General features: G+C 64.2%; 15 protein-coding genes and 2 pseudogenes. 6 read left to right on the forward strand and 11 right to left on the reverse strand.

Features of this window, described 5'->3' with window-relative positions:
- Positions 1-3 precede the first annotated feature (3 nt).
- The gene (gene dsdA / locus AC27IQ_RS01365; RefSeq protein ID WP_487087659.1) at positions 4-1,389 is read right to left on the reverse strand and encodes a D-serine ammonia-lyase; all 1,386 of its coding nucleotides are present in this window, start codon (positions 1,387-1,389) and stop codon (positions 4-6) included.
- 127 nt (positions 1,390-1,516) lie between these two features.
- Between dsdA and AC27IQ_RS01370 the strand changes: the two are divergent.
- Positions 1,517-2,466, forward strand: a pseudogene (locus AC27IQ_RS01370) (LysR substrate-binding domain-containing protein).
- 213 nt (positions 2,467-2,679) lie between these two features.
- On the opposite strand, the gene AC27IQ_RS01375 reads toward AC27IQ_RS01370, so the two are convergent.
- On the reverse strand, positions 2,680-3,582 hold the full coding sequence (locus tag AC27IQ_RS01375) for a LysR family transcriptional regulator (protein WP_284429807.1): 903 nt from the start codon (positions 3,580-3,582) through the stop codon (positions 2,680-2,682).
- A gap of 84 nt (positions 3,583-3,666) precedes the next feature.
- Here AC27IQ_RS01375 and AC27IQ_RS01380 point away from each other — a divergent pair, with 84 nt between their 5' ends.
- The 5 genes from AC27IQ_RS01380 to AC27IQ_RS01400 all read left to right on the forward strand — a co-directional run bounded on the left by AC27IQ_RS01380 (position 3,667) and on the right by AC27IQ_RS01400 (position 8,714).
- On the forward strand, positions 3,667-4,884 hold the full coding sequence (locus AC27IQ_RS01380) for an alpha-hydroxy acid oxidase (protein ID WP_487087634.1): 1,218 nt from the start codon (positions 3,667-3,669) through the stop codon (positions 4,882-4,884).
- Complete coding sequence (locus tag AC27IQ_RS01385) at positions 4,881-5,558, forward strand: RraA family protein (protein WP_487087636.1); 678 nt, start codon at positions 4,881-4,883, stop codon at positions 5,556-5,558. Before AC27IQ_RS01380 ends, AC27IQ_RS01385 begins: the two co-directional genes overlap by 4 nt.
- Positions 5,555-6,586, forward strand: coding sequence for a hydroxyacid dehydrogenase (locus AC27IQ_RS01390; protein ID WP_317352926.1), 1,032 nt, complete (start codon positions 5,555-5,557; stop codon positions 6,584-6,586). Before AC27IQ_RS01385 ends, AC27IQ_RS01390 begins: the two co-directional genes overlap by 4 nt.
- 41 nt (positions 6,587-6,627) lie before the next feature.
- On the forward strand, positions 6,628-7,611 hold the full coding sequence (locus AC27IQ_RS01395) for a Bug family tripartite tricarboxylate transporter substrate binding protein (RefSeq protein ID WP_317352928.1): 984 nt from the start codon (positions 6,628-6,630) through the stop codon (positions 7,609-7,611).
- A gap of 122 nt (positions 7,612-7,733) precedes the next feature.
- The gene (locus tag AC27IQ_RS01400) at positions 7,734-8,714 is read left to right on the forward strand and encodes a Bug family tripartite tricarboxylate transporter substrate binding protein (RefSeq protein WP_487087639.1); all 981 of its coding nucleotides are present in this window, start codon (positions 7,734-7,736) and stop codon (positions 8,712-8,714) included.
- Positions 8,715-8,912: 198 nt separating this feature from the next.
- Here AC27IQ_RS01400 and AC27IQ_RS01405 read toward each other — a convergent pair whose 3' ends face one another.
- The 9 genes and pseudogenes from AC27IQ_RS01405 to AC27IQ_RS01445 all read right to left on the reverse strand — a co-directional run.
- Positions 8,913-9,905 carry a tripartite tricarboxylate transporter substrate binding protein gene (locus tag AC27IQ_RS01405; RefSeq protein WP_487087641.1) on the reverse strand — a complete coding sequence of 331 codons (993 nt, stop codon included), beginning with the start codon at positions 9,903-9,905 and terminating at the stop codon, positions 8,913-8,915.
- Positions 9,906-9,977: 72 nt separating this feature from the next.
- Positions 9,978-10,910 (reverse strand): electron transfer flavoprotein subunit alpha/FixB family protein, encoded by a 933-nt coding sequence (locus AC27IQ_RS01410; protein ID WP_487087643.1) that lies wholly within the window; start codon positions 10,908-10,910, stop codon positions 9,978-9,980.
- A 2-nt stretch (positions 10,911-10,912) separates the two neighbouring features.
- Positions 10,913-11,661: pseudogene (locus AC27IQ_RS01415) on the reverse strand (electron transfer flavoprotein subunit beta/FixA family protein).
- A gap of 125 nt (positions 11,662-11,786) precedes the next feature.
- The gene (locus AC27IQ_RS01420; protein WP_284429799.1) at positions 11,787-12,800 is read right to left on the reverse strand and encodes a tripartite tricarboxylate transporter substrate binding protein; all 1,014 of its coding nucleotides are present in this window, start codon (positions 12,798-12,800) and stop codon (positions 11,787-11,789) included.
- 77 nt (positions 12,801-12,877) lie between these two features.
- Positions 12,878-13,882 carry a Bug family tripartite tricarboxylate transporter substrate binding protein gene (locus AC27IQ_RS01425; protein WP_487087645.1) on the reverse strand — a complete coding sequence of 335 codons (1,005 nt, stop codon included), beginning with the start codon at positions 13,880-13,882 and terminating at the stop codon, positions 12,878-12,880.
- Between the two features lie 108 nt (positions 13,883-13,990).
- Positions 13,991-15,238, reverse strand: coding sequence for a CaiB/BaiF CoA transferase family protein (locus AC27IQ_RS01430; RefSeq protein WP_487087647.1), 1,248 nt, complete (start codon positions 15,236-15,238; stop codon positions 13,991-13,993).
- Positions 15,239-15,278: 40 nt separating this feature from the next.
- Positions 15,279-16,085: an oxepin-CoA hydrolase, alternative type gene (locus AC27IQ_RS01435; RefSeq protein ID WP_487087649.1), complete on the reverse strand. Its 807-nt coding sequence runs from the start codon at positions 16,083-16,085 to the stop codon at positions 15,279-15,281.
- Positions 16,082-17,242: an acyl-CoA dehydrogenase family protein gene (locus AC27IQ_RS01440; RefSeq protein ID WP_487087651.1), complete on the reverse strand. Its 1,161-nt coding sequence runs from the start codon at positions 17,240-17,242 to the stop codon at positions 16,082-16,084. Before AC27IQ_RS01440 ends, AC27IQ_RS01435 begins: the two co-directional genes overlap by 4 nt.
- Positions 17,243-17,342: 100 nt before the next feature.
- Positions 17,343-18,135 (reverse strand): acyl-CoA dehydrogenase family protein (locus AC27IQ_RS01445; protein ID WP_487087653.1); only part of this gene is annotated, 793 nt, incomplete at its 5' end.

The following is an 18,135-nucleotide window of genomic DNA, read 5'->3' on the forward strand; positions in this document are numbered from 1 at the left end:
GCGTCAGTCACGCGCGGCAAGCAAAGCCCGCCCGCGCTTCACAAAGCCCTGATACTGCGCATCAGGCACCAAGAGCCCGCCAGTGGTCCACACGAGGTGGGTGGCCTGGGGCAGCACTTCGCCCACGCCGGTGCTGCGAAGCCAAGCCTGCCCCGCGTCGGTGCCGGTCAGCATGCCGGGGCCGCTGAAGCCTGCCGCGGCCGAGGGCTCGATGCGCTCGCCCAGCGCATCCAGCACCTGCACCAAATGGGCGAACAAGGTGTCGTCCGCCACCGTGAACCCCCCGGACAGCAGCGGCGCCATCAATTCGGCCGCCAGCAACGAAGCGCGCGGCACGGCCAGCCCATCGGCCTCCGTCTGGTTGGTCAGGCCCCAGTCATATACCGAAGGGTGCGCTGAACCGCTTGCCAAGCCGGCTTGCCCACCCAGCATCTGCACCAGGAAACATGGCGACTGAACCGGCTCCGCGAAGAAGCAATGCACATGGGGTCCCAGCAACTGCCGCAGGCCAAAGGTGATGCCCGCAGGTGCTCCTCCCACCCCGCAAGGCAGGTAAACGATGAGGGGGTGACCGGCATCCACCACGATGCCCTGCTCTGCCAGCTGCTTTTGCAGATGCAAGGCCGCGGTGCTGTACCCCAGCAACAGCGAGAACGACTGCTCGTCGTCCACGAAGTGGCACGTGGGATCGGCTCCGGCCTGGGAGCGACCGGCGGCCACTGCGCGCTCATAGTCGCCCGCATGCTCCACCACCAGCACGCCACGCTGGCGCAGACGCTCCTTTTTCCACTCCTTGGCGTCGGCCGACATGTGTACCGCCGCCTTGAATCCCAGGGCCGAGGCCACCACGCCGATGCTCAGCCCCAGATTGCCGGTAGACCCCACTGCCACTTCGTAGCGTCCCAGCACTTCGCGTGCCGCAGTGCCGGCCAGCGCAAGGTAGGCATGTTCGTCACCGCTCTGCGACACCAACCCATGCTTCAACGCCAGTTGTTCGGCGAACTCCAGCACCTCATGCATCCCGCCACGCGCCTTGATGGAGCCCGCCACTGGCAGGCGATGATCGGCCTTGATGAACAGGTTGCCCTGCCCTGGCTGCAGGCCGAGCACAGGCTTCAACGCGGCAGCTGGCAGCAGGGGCGACTCTACGACGCCCTTCGCGTCTGCCAATTCCGTAAACACCTGTGCCAGCAATGCCTCGAAACGTTTCAGGCGAGCGGCAGCGGCTTTCGTATCATCCAGACTAATGCTGCGCCCCAGTGCCTCCAACGTGGCCGGCGGATGTTCCAGGCGTTCAGGATTGGTCCACAGGCACGGTTGGGCCTGCCGGAGGCGGATTGCCAATGCGTCAACTCCAGCCTGCGGGGAACGGTTGATTGGATAGGACATATCAGGTTCAGGCAGCAATGGGACACGGTTTTCGGGCCGATTTCCAAATGGGCCCCTGTAACGCATTCTTCGCCCGTCACCCTGTTGCCACAACGCATTTATAGTGGCGAACGCATTAGCCAAAGTAATGGACATCCACCTCTCCGCCTCCTTGCTCGCCTGGCTGCGCTGTTTTGATGCAGCCGCCCGCCACGGCAGCTTCACCAAGGCCGCTGCCGAACTTTGCATCACCCAGGGCGCCGTCAGCCAGCAGGTCAAGCACCTCGAAGACTGGCTGCACCGTCCGCTGTTCCTTCGCACACCGCGCGCGCTGGTGCCCACGCCCGAGGGCCAGTGGCTGGCTGTGGTGCTGCGCGAGAGCTTCACCGCGATCGAAAACACACTGGCGCAGATGCGCCGGCCGCAAGAGGCCGCTACTGCCACCCTCAGTTGCTCACCGTCGTTCGCCATGAGCTGGCTCACGCCCCGGCTGGGCGAATTTTTCCGCCAGTATCCGAGCATGGGCCTGCGGGTGTTTGGCGAGTTCCACAGACTGGACCGCACCCGCATGGTGCGGGACGGTATCGAGGCCGCAGTGCGTTTCGATTTGGGCGGCTACCGTGATCTGAACGCAACGGTGTTTCTCGATGAGTGGCTCCTGCCCGTGGCGAGCCCCGATTTTTTGGCGCGGCATCCACCCATCACATCACCCCAGGACCTGCACCGCGACTGGCTGTTGCACGACGGCAGCGCATGGGACGGCGCCGACACGTACGAGGAATGGCAACACTGGTTTACTCAAATGGGCGCCGCGCCACCACTGTGGGCGGGTGGCCAGCAATTCAATCTGTCTCAATTGGCCCAGGGCGCCGCACTGGCCGGCCAGGGCATTGCCATGGGCGCGCCGCACTGGTATTGCAGGACGTCAAGGCAGGGCGTTTGGTGCCGGTTCTTCAGCGCAGCGTACTGTCGCGCGCGTCTTACTCGTTTGTGACCACCGCGCATCCCAGCCCGGCCATGGAGCAGGTCCGGGAGTGGTTGGTAGAAGAGGGACGGGGATTTTGTGAGGAGCGGCGACAGGCGCTGCCGGTGCCGTGAAAAAACCCTTCACAGCTCCCGCACTTGCAGCGAAAGGTGTTCCGGCACACATCGTGCCGACGAAAACGCAATCCTCCGAACCACCATCACTGACCGTTTCGTGTGATATCGCTGCGATTGGAATCTGGCATCGAAGTGTCGACGAGCACTGTTCGGAGTCAGAAGCGCGTTGCGCCTGCGTATCCTAGATCACGATGGATCACTCTGCACTTGTCAGCACAAGCAGCGGGGGGCGGAAAAGTCGATGACGCTTTTGATGATTTTTCGCATTTCCGTGATGAGTGGCCTCACATCGTCGCGCCGCCACTGCACGGTATAGGTCAGGGGTGCCAACGCATTGCCTGCAGACAGAATCCTCAGCATCCCGCGAGCTTGCAGCGCTTCGGCCCACCCGTGGGGCATGTACGTGAAGCCCAGGCCTTCGGCCACCATTCCCACCACCGCACCCCAACTGTTGCAACTGAGCCGCCGCTCGACGCTCATCGATTGACCGCTCAGCCATTCATCCAGGATGCGGGTAGCACCTGAGCCCTCAGGCAGGGCAATCAGCATCTGCTCGCGTACCAGGCGCTGCGGCAAGTCAGTACCGGCTTTCACGAGAAATGCCTCGCTTGCAGCCCAGACGAATCGCACCTGCGCTACGCGTTCGAAAGCCAAGGTACTGCGCGATGAGGGGCCTGCGATCACCACGCAGTCGAGTTCGCCATCCACGATGCGCTGCTCCAGCACTTGGCCAATGTCGGTATGCGGCTCCAACTGCAGCGCAGGATGCAGTTCGGCCACCTTCTGCACCAGCTTCGGCAGCCAGGTCAGTCCACTCAGTTCGCCAAAGCCAATCCGGCAACGCCCTTGCAAACCAGTACTTTGACCGATGGCCTGTTGCAACTGGGCCGCGTCATGCAGCAACGCACGAACACGCGGCAACAGCAGTTCGCCATGGGGCGTCAACTCGGCTGACCGCCCGCTCCGGTCGAACAGCAGGGTCCCCAGCGAAACCTCCAATTCAGCAATGCGCTTTGACAGGGAAGAAATGGACAGGTGCACCCGTTCAGCCGCGACCGTGAAATTGAGACAAGTGGCGGCCCAGTAGAAGGCCTCGAGTTGCTTGAGGGTCATGAATTTAGTTTACTAAAAGCGAAATCAAAAGTTCGAATTTTTTCTCTTTTCTTTCAATATCAACCGGCGCACCATGGTTGCGCCATGCCTTCTTCTCCCCTACTCATCCCCAAAGCCTGCCGACAGGTGCTGTCCCTGGACGACTTCGAGAAGTTGGCCCGCCGCCACCTGCCTCGGCCCATCTTTGCCTACATCAGCGGCGCCGTAGAGGACAACCAGTCGCTGGCGGAGAACCGCAGGGCCTTCAATGATTTGGCCTTCCGCCCGCGCATGCTGGTCGGCGTCGCGCAACGCGACCTCGGATTCGAACTCTTCGGCCGCCGCTACGCCACGCCGGTGGGACTCGCGCCCATGGGGATTTCCGCGCTTTCGGCCTACCGTGGCGATGTCGTGCTGGCCCAGGCAGCACAGCAAGCCAATGTGCCGGCCATCATGAGCGGCTCTTCGTTGATTCGGCTCGAAGAGGTGATGGCGATCGCTCCGCAAACCTGGTTCCAGGCCTACCTGCCGGGCGAGCTTGCGCAGATAGATGGCCTGCTCGATCGCGTGCAAGGCGCAGGCGTACAGACCCTGGTGGTCACTGTGGACACACCCGTCGCAGCGAACCGGGAAAACAATGTACGTGCAGGCTTTTCAACGCCGCTCAAGCCCAGCTTTTCGCTGGCTTGGCAAGGCCTGAGCCATCCGCGCTGGTTGCTGGGTACGTTTCTGAAGACGCTGCTGCTGCATGGCATGCCCCACTTCGAGAACAACTACGCCACGCGCGGCGCGCCCATCCTTTCCTCCAATGTGCTGCGCGATTTCTCAGACCGCGCCCACCTGGCTTGGCCCCATCTGGCAGCCATACGCAAGCGCTGGCCGAATCAACTCGTGGTCAAGGGCATCCTGACGCCGGAGGACGCTGTGCATGCACGCGACCATGGCGTCGACGGGATCATCGTCTCCAACCACGGAGGGCGTCAGCTGGACGGTGCGGTGGCACCGCTGCGCGTGTTGCCCGCCATCGCACGCGCCGTTCCCGAAATGCCGGTGATGCTCGACAGCGGCGTTCGCCGCGGTACCGACGCCGTCAAAGCGTTGGCCCTCGGGGCGCGCTGCGTATTCGTGGGCCGGCCCTTCAACTATGCCGCCTCGGTCGCTGGACAAGGCGGCGTGACCCATGCCATCTCCCTGATGCACGAAGAAATTTCTCGGGATATGGCCATGCTGGGACTCACGCGCATTGCCGACATCACATCCCGCTGCATCCGTCCAGTTGCCAGTCCCATCGACTATTTCCCCATCACTTCGAACCAACCATGAGCAAAATCCAGGGTTTCCACATTCATGCGCGCCCCTCGACCGTCGTGAGTGACGCACTCTTGGCGCGGTACCGGGGCTTCCAAGTCGCCAACATCAGCGACGCCATGAGCCGCACCACCGGAACTTCGTCGCTGAAACCGTTCCACAGACGCGATGGTGGACTCGCAGGCCGTGCGCTGACGGTGCGCACCAGGCCTGGTGACAACCTCATGGTGCACCACGCCATCGACACCTGCGCACCGGGTGACGTCATCGTGGTGGATGCCGGCGGAGTGGGTCCGAACGCCATCATTGGCGAAATCATGCTCGCGCTGCTGATCGCGCGCGGCGCGGCAGGCATCGTCATCGACGGGCTGATTCGTGACAGCGACGCCATCGGTCAGCATAGTCTGTCGGTGTATGCACGCGGGGTTGCACACCGTGGCCCATACAAGGATGGCCCAGGCGAGTTGCATGTGCCAGTCACCATTGACGGGATGGTGGTGCATCCCGGGGACATTGTGGTTGGCGATGGCGATGGCCTGCTGGCGGTGCCGCCCGAAGAGGCCGAAGACATTGCGGCACGTGTCGAAGCCATTGAACGCATCGAAGCCGATGCGCTGCAGGCCATCGCTGAAGGCCGCGCCGACCGGAGCTGGGTTGAACGCACGCTGCGCGAGAAGGGCGTTCTGTGAGCCAGGTCGTTCGCTTCGACTATTGGCTGGACCCGGCCTTCAATCGCATCATCTCCGCAGCCCCTGGCGTGACATTGCAGACCTGCGCACGGGAAGGCGCTGACCGTGCAGCATGGGAGGCGCTGGCCCAAGCGCAAGTGCTGCAGATCACTGCGGCCAAGGATGAGTTGCCGCGACGCTGGTTCGTCAGCGCTGAGTTGCTGGCACGCTGCCCCAAGCTGCTGGCGGTTTCGTCGAGTGGTTCAGGTTGCGACACCATCGACATCGAAGCGTGTACGCGCGCTGGCGTGGTGGTCATGAACCAGGCCGGCGGCAACGCCGATTCAGTCGCCGAATTGGCACTCGGCCTGATGCTGGCGGTGCTGCGCCGCATTCCGGAATCGGATGCGTTGCTGCGCTCGAACCAACGCAGCTTCAGTCGCGAAGACTTGATGGGCCACGAACTGCGCGGACGCACACTGGGCATTGTGGGTGTCGGCGAAACCGGCCGGCGCACCGCAGCACTGGGTCGGGCCTTCGGCATGCAAGTGCTGGGCGTTGATCCCGCACTGGACGACGCCGAGATGAGTGCACGAGGTGCGCAATCCGTGTCACTGGATGAATTGCTGCGTCGTTCCGACATTGTCTCGCTGCACTGCCCGCGCAATGCCAGCACCCTCGGGCTGATGAACGCAGCCGCATTCGCAGCGATGAAGCCAGGCAGCATCTTCGTCAGCACCGCACGCGGCGGCATTCACGATGAGAACGCCCTGCATGCTGCAATCGCCAGCGGCCATCTCAAGGGTGCAGGTCTCGATGTGTGGGACCAGGAGCCTCCACCCGCCAGCCATGCCCTGTTGCGCCTCCCGAATGTCGTGGCAACGTTCCACACGGCTGGTGTCACACATGAAGCCCGGCGCAACAACGCCACGCTGGCCGCCATACAGATCTTGCAGTTGCTCTCGGATGGCGAGCGACCTGAGCGCCTGGTCAACCCTGACGTCTGGCCACGGGCCAGGGAGCGTATTGCCGCCGCGCTCGGCCACTGATTCCCATAAGCCCGAAACGGGCAAACATCACGGAGACAAGCATGAACAAACAATGGACCCGTCGCACGCTGTGCGCCGGACTGCTCGCTACTGCATTTGCGCTTCCCTCAGCAGCGCAGCCCGCCGCGCCGTACCCTTCTAAACCCATCGAGCTGATTGTGGCCTACGGTCCTGGTGGAGGTACCGACCTTGTCGCCCGGTTGCTGGCACGGCACCTGGAAAAGCAACTCGAAGGCAGTGTCGTGGTACTCAACCGTCCTGGCGCGGGAGGCGGCATCGGCTTTGGCGAGCTGGCACGCGCGAAGCCTGATGGCTACACCATCGGCTTTATCAACACACCCAACGTGTTGACCATTCCGATTGAGCGCAAGAGCAGTTTCCACTGGAGCCAGTACGACCTGCTCGGCAACCTCGTGGACGACCCGGGCGGCTTCGCGATACACAACACAAACAACATCACCTCGCTGGCGGGCCTGGCGGCCTATTCCAAGGCGAACCCTGGCGCTGTGACTGTTGGCACGACAGGCACCGGATCGGATGACCACCTGGCGATGCTGCTGTTCGAACGCGCTACGGGAACCAAGCTCATGCATGTGCCTTACAAAGGCGCTGGCGAGGTGCGTGCCGCGGCCACGGGCCAGCAAATTGTGATTGGCGCCATCAACATCGGGGAGGTGCTGGCATATCAGAAGGGGGGCACCCCGATCCGACTGCTGGGTCAAATGTCAGCTGAGCGCTCATCCCTGGCGCCACAGGTGCCGACCTTCAAAGAGCAAGGGATTGCCATTGAGTTGGCCTCGCTGCGTGGCCTGGCGGCTCCCAAGGGCTTACCGGAGGCGATCCGCAAGAAACTGGTTGATGCGATTGCCACCATCGCCGCGGACCCTGCGTTCAAGCAGCAGGCCGAAGCCATGTACGCACCTTTGCGATACCTGGGGCCAGCGGCTTATGCGGCCGAACTCGAAGCCACGGAAGCCAACTTTCGCAAACTCTGGGCAGAAATGCCCTGGCAAGACAAACCGTGAAGCGTGGAGTCCGCTTGTCCGCCGAGGCAAACGCGCCACCCCCATTTCCCGGAACACCCTTGAAGGACTCACCACTCAATGGGTTCGCTGCAGGCCTGCAAGCTCCTCGATGAAAGCACACCATGACCACACTGACTCGCCGTCGCTTCTCCGCACTCGCATTGGCGGTTGCGCTGCTACCTCACATCCACGCCATGGCCCAGGGCGCTCTATCGGCCGGCCCCATCACCATGATCGTGGGCTGGCCTGCCGGAGGCCCCTCCGACAACGTGGCACGGCTCACGGCCGTCCGCATGTCCGAGGCATTGGGCCAATCCATCGTCATCGACAACAAGGGGGGCGCTGGGGGCAACATCGGCAGCGATGCGGCTGCACGCGCGAAGCCGGATGGCAGCAACATCATGCTGGCGACGGTGGCATCGCACGGTCTGAATTCTGCGCTGTACCCGAAACTCAACCATGACCCCATAAAAGACTTCGCACCCATCGGCATGATTACGACATCTCCGAGCGTGCTGCTGGTACCGACCGATTCGCCGTTTCTCTCGGTTGCGGACTTGCTCAAGGCCGCTCAAGCCCGACCAGGCCAGCTCAATTACGGATCAGGCGGCGTCGGCTCCAGTCAGCATCTGGCTGGCGCCAACTTCAAGAAGATCACTGGCGCCGACGTGACCCACATCCCTTACAAGGGAACGGCCCCGGCGATGACCGACCTGATGGCTGGCCGCGTGGATTTCGTTCTGACGACGGGCGCAATGTCCTTCATCCGCTCGGGCAAGCTGCGCCCGCTCGCGGTGGCCGCTCGACAGCGCCTGCCAGCGCTACCCGACGTACCGACTTTCGAGGAAGCCGGGGTGAAGGGGTTCCATACCGACTCCTGGTACGGACTGGTCGCGCCGGCAGGCACGCCGCGTGCAGCGTTGGACAAGCTCAATGCTGCGCTCGCTACCGCCCTGCGCAATCCGGAGGTGCAAAAGCAGTTCCTGGACCAGGGTTCGCTGCCCGTCAAGCCGATGGGCGTCGATGAATTCTGGAGCTTCGTGCAGCAGCAGATGCCATTGGCTGCCGAGCAGGTGCGGGTGTCCGGTGCGAAAGCCGAGTAACTGATAACAAGGACCGCAAGGACCGCCTTCACTCTCGTACTTTGGAGCCCATGCGTTTGCTGGAGCAGATCACTCGTCAGATGCCCACCCGGTCATGGCGCAGATCCAGTGGCTGATCACGGAGTGCGAAGTTTCATGAAGAGCGGCGGCAGGTGCTGCCTGCGCCGACGGGGTGGAAGCCCCGCCCTCGCCCCCGCGTCAATCCAGCGTGACCCGCGCCTCCTGAATCACTTTGGCCCATTTGACCGTTTCCGACGCGATGAAGGCATCGCATTCCTGAGGGGTGGAGCCTTCAGCGAACGTCCCCATGGTCTGCTCCAGCCGCTGCGTCACTTCGGGGCTGCGGACGATGCGCGCCACTTCGTCGGACATGCGCTGCACGATTTCGCGGGGCACGCCGGAAGGCGCGAGCATCGCGGCCCAGGTACTGCCCACCAGGCCAGGGTAGCCCTGCTCGGCAAAGGTCGGGACATCGGGCAAGGCAGGAAGGCGCTTTTCGCTGGCCACCCCGATGAGGCGGATCTTTCCGGCCTTGGCTGGCTGGATCAGGTTGGGCGGTGGATCCAGGAACAGCGGTACCTGCCCACCCATGAGGTCTGCCAGCGCAGGTGAAGCACCTTTGTACGGGATGTGCACCATCTCGGTCTTGGTGATCAGGCGCATCAGCTCGGAGGTGAGGTGGGCGGCAAATCCGTTGCCAGACGACGCGAAGCTCAGCTTGCCTGGATTGGAACGCGCATAGGCCACCAGTTCGGCCGTCGTCTTGAAGGGCGCATTCATCGCTACGGCGGCCACCAGGGGCGACACCCCCATCAGCGACACGCCCACCAAATCCTTCTTGGGGTCGTACGGCAGCTTGGGATACAGCGTGGTGTTGGCGGCATAGGCGGCGATGAACACGCCGAAGGTGTAGCCGTCCGGCGCGGCCTTGGCCACGGCGTCCACGCCGATGATGCTGTTGGCGCCCGGCTTGTTGTCCACGATCACCGGCTGGCCCAAGCGCTGTTGCAAGCCCACCTGCAGCAAGCGCGCCATCTGGTCGGTGAAACCGCCCGCAGTGTAAGGAACCACGATCCGGATCGGCTTGCTCGGCCAGGGGACGCTGGCCAAGGCCGGCGCGCTGACAGCCGCTCCGGCGAAACCCGCCGTGGCGGCGAGCAACAGTTGGCGGCGGCGAAGGAATGTGTGCATGTGTGTCTCCTATCTCCAGGAATCAGGGGAAATGACCGGCACACGGCATGGCGTGTGGCTCTGGTCCATAGGTCAGAGCCGGTCCACCAGTTCCGGCACAGCCGTGAACAGGTCGGCCTCCAGGCCGTAGTCGGCCACGCTGAAGATCGGCGCCTCCGGGTCCTTGTTGATCGCCACGATCACCTTGGAGTCCTTCATGCCCGCCAGATGCTGGATCGCGCCCGAGATGCCCGCCGCGATGTACAGCTGCGGCGCCACGATCTTGCCCGTCTGCCCCACCTGCAGGTCGTTGGGCGCGTAGCCCGCATCCACCGCCGCGCGGCTCGCGCCGATCGCCGCACCCAGCTTGTCCGCCAGGGGCGTCATCACTTCGTTGAACTTCTCGCTGCTGCCCAGCGCCCGCCCGCCCGAGACGATGATCTTGGCGGCGGTGAGCTCGGGGCGGTCGCTCTTGGTGACCTCGCGGCCCACGAAGCTGCTCTTGCCCGAATCGGCGGCGGCCTCCTGCTTCTCGACCGCGGCCGAGCCCCCCGTGGCGGCCGCGGCATCGAAGCCGGTGGTGCGCACGGTGATGACCTTGGTCGCATCGCTGCTTTGCACGGTGGCGATGGCGTTGCCGGCGTAGATGGGGCGCTCGAAGGTGTCGGGGCTGTCGACCTTCGTGATGTCGCTGATCTGCGCGACGTCGAGCTTGGCGGCCACGCGGGGGGCCACGTTCTTGCCGCCCGCGGTGGCGGGGAACAGGATGTGGCTGTATTGGCTGGCAATGGCCAGCACCTGGGCGGCGACGTTCTCGGCCAGGCCGTCCTTGAGGCTCGCGCCATCGGCCAGGATGACCTTGCTGACGCCGGCGATCTGCGCGGCGGCCTGGGCGGCGGCATCGGCGCCGCTGCCCGCCACCAGCACGTGCACGTCGCCACCGCAGGCCACGGCGGCCGTGACGGTGTTCAGGGTGGAGGGCTTGATGCTGGCGTTGTCGTGTTCGGCAATTACGAGGGCTGTCATGTTCAGATCACCTTTGCTTCGTTCTTGAGCTTGTCCACCAGGGCGGCCACGTCGGGCACCTTGATGCCGGCGCGCGCTTCGGCGGTTCGGAGACCTTCAGGGTCTTCAGGCGCGGCTTGACATCGACGCCCAGGTCTTCGGGCTTGACGGTATCGAGCTGCTTTTTCTTGGCCTTCATGATGTTGGGCAAGGTGACGTAGCGCGGCTCGTTCAGGCGCAGGTCGGTGGTGACCACGGCCGGCAGCGTGAGGGAGATGGTCTCCAGCCCGCCATCGACTTCGCGCGTGACGTTGACCTTGTCGCCGCTCACTTCCACCTTGGAGGCGAAGGTGGCCTGCGGCAGGTCGGCGAGCGCGGCGAGCATCTGCCCGGTCTGGTTGGCATCGTCGTCGATGGCCTGCTTGCCCAGGATGATGAGCTGGGGCTGCTCCTTGTCCACCAGCGCCTTCAGGATCTTGGCCACGGCCAGGGGCTGCAGCTCTTCGGTGGTCTCCACCAGGATGGCACGGTCGGCACCGATGGCCATCGCGGTGCGCAGCGTTTCCTGGCACTGCGCGACGCCGCAGGAGACGGCGATGACTTCGGTCACCACGCCCTTTTCCTTCAGGCGCACGGCCTCCTCGACGGCGATCTCGTCAAAGGGGTTCATGCTCATCTTCACGTTCGCGATGTCCACACCCGTGTTGTCCGACTTCACCCGGACCTTCACGTTGTAGTCCACCACGCGCTTGACAGGGACCAGAATTTTCATGGCAGTGTTCTTTCCTGTGTTTAAAGGATGGGTTGAAGGAGTGCTCGGCGGACCACTCCAGCCACGCGCTCGCTGACGGGTGCTTGGACTTCACCCATGAGGCGGACGATGGATTGCTGCACGGATCACTCCGACGCAATTCCTTTGTCTCGGATCAGTTGGCCCCATTTGGCATAGTCTTGCTGAACATGCTTACCCATCTGCGCGGGGTCTTCGAAACGCGCGATGGCGCCAGCGTGCAGCAGCTTCTCTTGCGTTTCTTTTTCAGCCAGGATCTGCTTGACCTCGTTCGCCACCCGGTCCACCACCAGTTTCGGCGTACCGGGTGGTGCAAGCAGTCCGCCCCAGGACACGGCGTCGTAACCCTTGAAGCCTTGCTCGGCGATGGTTGCCACATCCGGCAGCATGCTGACGCGCTGGGGTGAGCCCACGGCGATGGCCCGCAGCTTGCCGGCCTGGATATGCGGAAGTGCAGCGACCAGGTCGGCATACATGATGGGCACCTGGCCGCCGATGGTGTCGGTGATGGCAGGAACGCCGCCCTTGTAGGGCACATGCTGCATGTCGAAATGGCCCATCTGCTTGAGCAACTCCATGCTGAGATGGCCAAAGCTGCCGGTCCCGGAACTGGTGTAGTTGAGCGGCGTCTTCTGCGCCTTGGCGTGGGCAATGAGCGTGCGCAGGTCGGTCACGTCCGGCAACTGCGCCGGGTTGACCACCACCACGATGGGCAGGTCATAGACCGTGGCGACGGGGGTGAAATCCTTCACCGTGTCGTAACTCAGCTTCTTGTAGAGATGCGGGGCCAGCAAGGTCGGAGTGGCCAGCATCATGAAGGTGTAGCCATCCGGGTCGGCCTTGGCCACCTGGGAGGCGGCGATGGAGCCCGAGGCACCCGGACGGTTGTCCACCACTACGGACTGCTTCAACCGGTCGGCCAGCTTCTGCCCGACGATGCGCGAAGCCGTGTCCGTGGGCCCCCCTGCCGGAAAAGGCACCACCAGCTTGATCATCTTGGTCGGCCAGACGGCCGCCGCTTGCTGCGCGCTGGCGCTCCCGAAAAGCCATGGGGCGGCGGCCAGCGCCAGAAGGGTGTTCCGGCGCGTGCAGGCAAGAAACGTTTTGTGAGGCAAAGGCATGGTGTTTCCCGTCAATCCATCGGTCAGTCATTGCAGGGGCAGCCACTGACTCGTTGCTGAGCTGCGGCCGCCAGGTTTCAGTCGAGCTTGGCGCCAGCTTCGTCGACCAAAGCCTTCCAGACAGGCATGTCGCGCTGGTAGTTCTCGCGAAAGGCTTCCGGGCTGTTCATCAGGGGCATGAAGCCGGCCCCAACGGTGCGCTCCAGCACCTTCGGGTCCTTGGCGATCTCGCGCAGGTGGCCGTAGAGCTGGTCCACGATCTCCTTGGGTAGTCCGGCAGGAGCACCCATGGCCACCCAGCCGAAGATGGCATACGCATCGTCCGGCACCCCTTGCTCGTAGATGGAGGGCAGCGTGGGCAGAATGTCCATGCGCTGCTTGCCCGTTACGCCGATGGCCTTCAGGCGGCCCGCATCGATGAAGGGCTTGGTGTTCAGCGCACTGGAGAAGCACAGCTGCAGCTGGCCGCCGATCAGCTCCTGGATCATGGGTGCCTCGCCCTTGTAAGCCACGTGGGTCATGTCGGCGTCCATCGTCTTGCTCATGTAGGCCCCGGCCAGGTGCGCGTAGGAACCCACGCCCCAGGAACCGTACGAGAGCTTGCCCTTGTGGGCCTTCACGTAGGCCAGCAACTCTTTCATATTGCTCGCGGGCACCGACGGGTGCACCACCAGCGTGACGGGCGCTGCCGCGATCTGGGTGATGGGCGTGATGTCCTTCTGCGGGTCGTAGGGCAGCTTGGTGTACAGAAACTGGTTGATCAGCATCGATGTGCTGAGCGATACCAGCAGGGTGTGCCCGTCGGGTGCGGCCTTGGCGACTACGTCGGTACCCAGGATGCCGGCGGCACCACCCCGGTTGTCCACCACCACGGGCTGGCCCACGCGTTTTGCCAGCGCTTCGCCCACCGTGCGGGCGATGATGTCCGTCGCCCCCCCGGCGTTGAACGGCACGATCAGCCGGATGGGCTTGGTCGGCCAGGCTGCTTTGGCGGTTTGCGCTGCGGCCTGGCCAAGCAAGCTGGTGCCCCCCAGCGCCGCCAGCCCCTGAAGCAGGTTGCGGCGGTTGTATTGGATTCCCATAGCGTTGTCTCCTGGATCAGTGCGATCGTCGTCAAGGGATGAAAACGGCCCCATGCACCATCTGATGCGGTGTTTTCGCAAGGGACCGGGCGGTGAAATGGAAGGCCTTCAGGCCGGTGGCGAATCGTCCGGCAGGGTCAGCACGCCGCGCTGCTGCAGTTGCTGCAGTTCGGCGTCGCTCATCGACAGCAGGCGGTGCAGCACCTCGCGTGTGCCCTCGCCCAGCGTGGGCGGCGCGCTGCGGATGGGCAGGCGCTGGCCGTCCATGCGGTAAGGAGGTGCAAAGACGGGCGTGGTTCCGACCACGGGGTGCGGCATGTCGCGCAGCAGGCCGCTGCGGCGCGTTCTCTCGCTGGTCAGCGCCTCATGCAACCCCGCCACACGGCCGCAGGGAATGCCGGCGGCCGTGAGGCGCTCCAGCAGCAGATCGCGCGGGAAGGCATGGATCAGTGCCTTCAACAAGGGGCCCAGTTCCACGCGGTTCCTGGCCCGGTTCACGTTGGTGGAAAAGCGCGGGTCTTCCACGATGTCGGGCCGCTCGATGACCTGGCGGCAGAACTTGTCGAACTGCGCGTTGTTGCCTACGGCGATGATCAACGGACCATCGGCCGCGTCGTACATGCCGTAGGGAACGATGGATGGGTGCGCATTGCCGTAGCGCTCCGGATCGCGGCCCAGCTGCATGGCGTCGAGGCCGTAGTAGCCTGTGACCATGATGCCGCAGTCATACAAAGCCATTTCGATGAGCCGGCCGTGCCCAGTGCGCTCCCGGCGAAACAGCGCCGCCAACACGGCCTGCGCGGCGTACATGCCGGTCATCAGGTCCACCACGGCCACGCCGAATTTCAGCGGTGGCTGCGTGGCCTCGCCGTTGAGCGCCATCAGGCCCGCCTCGCCCTGGATCACCAGGTCGTAGCCAGGGCGTTTGGCCTCCGGGCCGCTGCTGTCGTAGCCAGCCACCGCGCAATAGATCAGGCCAGGCCGCAGCGCCTTCAACTGCTCGTAGCCCAGGCCCAGCTTCTCGGCCCCACCAGTCTTGAAATTGTGGATGACGACGTCGAACTGCGGTAGCAGGTCACGGATGATCTGCAGGCCCTCGGGGCTTTGCAGATCCAGCGTGATGGACCGTTTGTTGCGGTTCATGCTGTTGTAGTAAGTGGTCTCGGTCTGGCCGATGCGCAAGCCCCAGTCGCGCGTGTCATCGCCGCGGCCCGGGTGCTCGACCTTGATGACCTCGGCGCCGAAATCGGCCAGCACCTGGCCGCACAGCGGCCCGGCGAACACGCGCGACAGATCGAGCACGCGCACGCCTTCCAGCGGAAAATCGATGTCCTGTGACGGGTCTGGGGCGGTCATGGTGTTGTCTCCTGTGTTGGTCGTAGTGGGCATGCGTGCGTCAGTCCGCACCGCGCAGCGGTGCGAAGTCCGGCGTGCGCTTTTCCAGGAACGCGCCGATGCCTTCGCGGGACTCTTCGGTGGCTTGCGACATCACCATGAAGCGGGCTTCACTTTCCAGCTGTTCCTCCAGCGACGCATGGGGCGCAGTACGGCACAAGGCCTTGATGCGTGCCATCGCCCGTTGCGGACCGTCCGCCACGCTGGTGGCCAGTGCCAAAGCGCCCGCCAGAGCCTTGCCCGGTTCGACCAGGCGGTTGACCGCACCCAGGGCATGCAGGCGTTCGCCCGACAGACGCTCGCCCGTCAGGCACAACTCGGTCAGCACCTGACGGGAAACGAACTCGGCCAGGAACGCCGTCGCACCGCCGTCGGGAGTGAGGCCGACCTTCACATAGGCCACGGAGAACACGGCATCGCGCGCCGCCACCAGCATGTCGCACGCCAGGGCGAGGGACAGGCCAGCACCCGCGGCGGCGCCCTCCACTGCAGCGATCACGGGCTTCTCGCAGTCGCGCACGGCGCGGATGAGGTCGTGCAGGCCTTCGAGCTTCTCGCGTCGCTGTTCGACGCTCAACTCACGCCGTTTGGCCAACTGCCTCAGGTCGCCACCCGCGCAGAAATGGCCGCCCTCTCCTGTGAGCACGACAGCGCCCACCGAAGGATCGGCCTGCGCCTCGACCAAGGCCTGCGTCAGTGCGGCGTAGAACGCGGGGGACAGCGCATTGCGCGCAGCCGTGTTGTTGTTGCTCAGCACCAGCACGGCGCCATCGCGCCGCTGCAGCAAAGGCGGGGTGGTCTCTGTCATGGCCGTCCTTTCGAGGAATCAGCGGATGCCGCGCCCAGAGCGATGAACCGGGCCAGGTGGTGGTCTTCGTCGCCGAACTGATGGTCGATCAGCACCAGGCGCTTGGCGTAGTGCGACAGGGGCAACTCCCAGGTCATGCCGATACCGCAGTGCAGTTGGATGCTTTCCTCCGCGACCAGCGCGCCCACATAGCCTGCGGTGTACTTGGCAGCCGACAAAGTGCGTTCGCGCGCCCCGCCCCGCGCGTTGTCGATGGCGTCGGCCGCGTTGATGACAGCCGAACGCATCTGCTCCACCTCCAGCAACAGGTCGGCCATGCGGTGCTGCAGGGCCTGGAAGGTGCCGATGGCCACGCCGAACTGCTTGCGCGTCTGCAGGTACTCCAGAGTGCTCTGCTTGGCCACATCCATGGCACCCAGGGCTTCGGCCGCCAGTGCCAGCAGCGCATAGCCCTGCACGAGCTCTAGCAGCGCGTAGCCCTCCCCTTCCTGGCCCACTAGCGCTTCGGAGCCAAGCTGCACATCGGTGAACGTCAGTTCAGCCGCACGGCCGCCGTCAATCCGGCTGTAGCCGCGTTTGGCGATGCCAGCCGCACTGCCATCTACCAGGAACAGGCTGATGCCGGCGGTGTCGAACGGGCGGCCCGCCGTGCGTGTGGAAACCAGCAGCAGATCGGCCTTTCCACCAAATGCCACCACCGACTTGGCACCGTTCAGCACCCAGCCCTGGGCGGTCTTGGCAGCTGTCGCCGAGACATTGGAAAGCTCGTAGTGGCTGCCGGGTTCGTCGTGGGCCAAAGCAGCGACCACTCCACCGGCGGCAATGTCTTGCACCCTGGCTTTCTGCGCCTCGGTGCCCGCCGCGATCAGCGCCTGGCCCACGACCAGGGCCCCCAGCAGGGGCTCAGCCACCAAGCCTTTGCCCAGGGCTTCGAACACCACGCTGATGTCGAAACCTCCGCCGCCAAATCCTCCTGCGGCTTCGGGAAACAAAGCGCCGATGGCGCCCAGCTCTGCGAACTGGGCATAAAGGGCGGGGCTGTGGCCCTCGTCGCCATAGGCGAACTGGTTGCGGCGCTCCATGCCGTACTGCTCGGCGATGAAGCGGTTCAGGCTGTCCGCCAGCATGCGGCGGTCTTCGGTGTGTACGAAGTTCATAGGAAACTCTTTCTCAATCCATGGGACCCGAAAGCGGCCACCGCGCAGTTCGTCTCCTCGCAAGGGGCAGGCGCTAAACGACTCAAGGGGTCTTGCATGGCTACAGGCCGAGAATCATCTTGGAGATGATGTTCTTCTGGATTTCATTGGAGCCGCCGAAGATCGACAGCTTGCGGTAGTTGAAGTAGTTGGCGGCGGCCGTTGCAGCCTCCTGCGGGCCCACCGGCGCTTGCGTGTAGCCCTCGTACTGCGCGTCCTCGATGAAAGGGGCGGCATAAGGGCCCATGGCGCGGCGGATCAGCGAGAGGATCTCCTGGCGGATCTCGGTGCCGCGGATCTTGAGCATGGAGCTTTCCGCGCCCGGCACCCCGCCGCCGGCCACGGCGGCAATCACACGCAGGTTGGTGGTCTTCATGTTCTCCAGGTCGATCTCGACGCGGGCCATGCGCGCGGCGAACAGCGGGTCTTGGTCGATGGGCCTGCCGTTCTTTTGCACCTTGGCAGCGATGATCTTGAGCTTGGCCAGGGCCGAGATGCAAAAACCCACGCCCGCGATGCCCGTGCGCTCATAGGTCAACAGGTACTTGGCATAGGTCCAACCCTTGTTCTCCTCGCCCACCAGGTTATCCACGGGCACCTTCACGTCGGTGAAGAAGACTTCGTTGACCTCGTGATCGCCGTCCAGTGTGCGGATAGGGCGCAACTCCACGCCGGGACTGTTCATGTCTACCAGCAGGAAGCTGATGCCGGCCTGGGCCTTGGCTTCGCGTTGGGTGCGCACCAGGCAGAAGATCATGTTGGCGTGCTGGCCCTGGGTGGTCCAGGTCTTCTGGCCGTTGACGACGTAATGGTCGCCCTGCCGCACCGCCATGGTCTTGACCGAGGCCAGGTCC

The organism is Acidovorax sp. KPB24-07, assembly GCF_057543315.1.

Coding starts and splice junctions, on each gene's coding strand:
- dsdA (WP_487087659.1), bottom strand. CDS start 1,389: ATGTCCTATCCAATCAACCGTTCCCCGCAGGCTGGAGTTGACGCATTG.
- AC27IQ_RS01375 (WP_284429807.1), bottom strand. CDS start 3,582: ATGACCCTCAAGCAACTCGAGGCCTTCTACTGGGCCGCCACTTGTCTC.
- AC27IQ_RS01380 (WP_487087634.1), top strand. CDS start 3,667: ATGCCTTCTTCTCCCCTACTCATCCCCAAAGCCTGCCGACAGGTGCTG.
- AC27IQ_RS01385 (WP_487087636.1), top strand. CDS start 4,881: ATGAGCAAAATCCAGGGTTTCCACATTCATGCGCGCCCCTCGACCGTC.
- AC27IQ_RS01395 (WP_317352928.1), top strand. CDS start 6,628: ATGAACAAACAATGGACCCGTCGCACGCTGTGCGCCGGACTGCTCGCT.
- AC27IQ_RS01400 (WP_487087639.1), top strand. CDS start 7,734: ATGACCACACTGACTCGCCGTCGCTTCTCCGCACTCGCATTGGCGGTT.
- AC27IQ_RS01405 (WP_487087641.1), bottom strand. CDS start 9,905: ATGCACACATTCCTTCGCCGCCGCCAACTGTTGCTCGCCGCCACGGCG.
- AC27IQ_RS01410 (WP_487087643.1), bottom strand. CDS start 10,910: ATGACAGCCCTCGTAATTGCCGAACACGACAACGCCAGCATCAAGCCC.
- AC27IQ_RS01420 (WP_284429799.1), bottom strand. CDS start 12,800: ATGCCTTTGCCTCACAAAACGTTTCTTGCCTGCACGCGCCGGAACACC.
- AC27IQ_RS01425 (WP_487087645.1), bottom strand. CDS start 13,882: ATGGGAATCCAATACAACCGCCGCAACCTGCTTCAGGGGCTGGCGGCG.
- AC27IQ_RS01430 (WP_487087647.1), bottom strand. CDS start 15,238: ATGACCGCCCCAGACCCGTCACAGGACATCGATTTTCCGCTGGAAGGC.
- AC27IQ_RS01435 (WP_487087649.1), bottom strand. CDS start 16,085: ATGACAGAGACCACCCCGCCTTTGCTGCAGCGGCGCGATGGCGCCGTG.
- AC27IQ_RS01440 (WP_487087651.1), bottom strand. CDS start 17,242: ATGAACTTCGTACACACCGAAGACCGCCGCATGCTGGCGGACAGCCTG.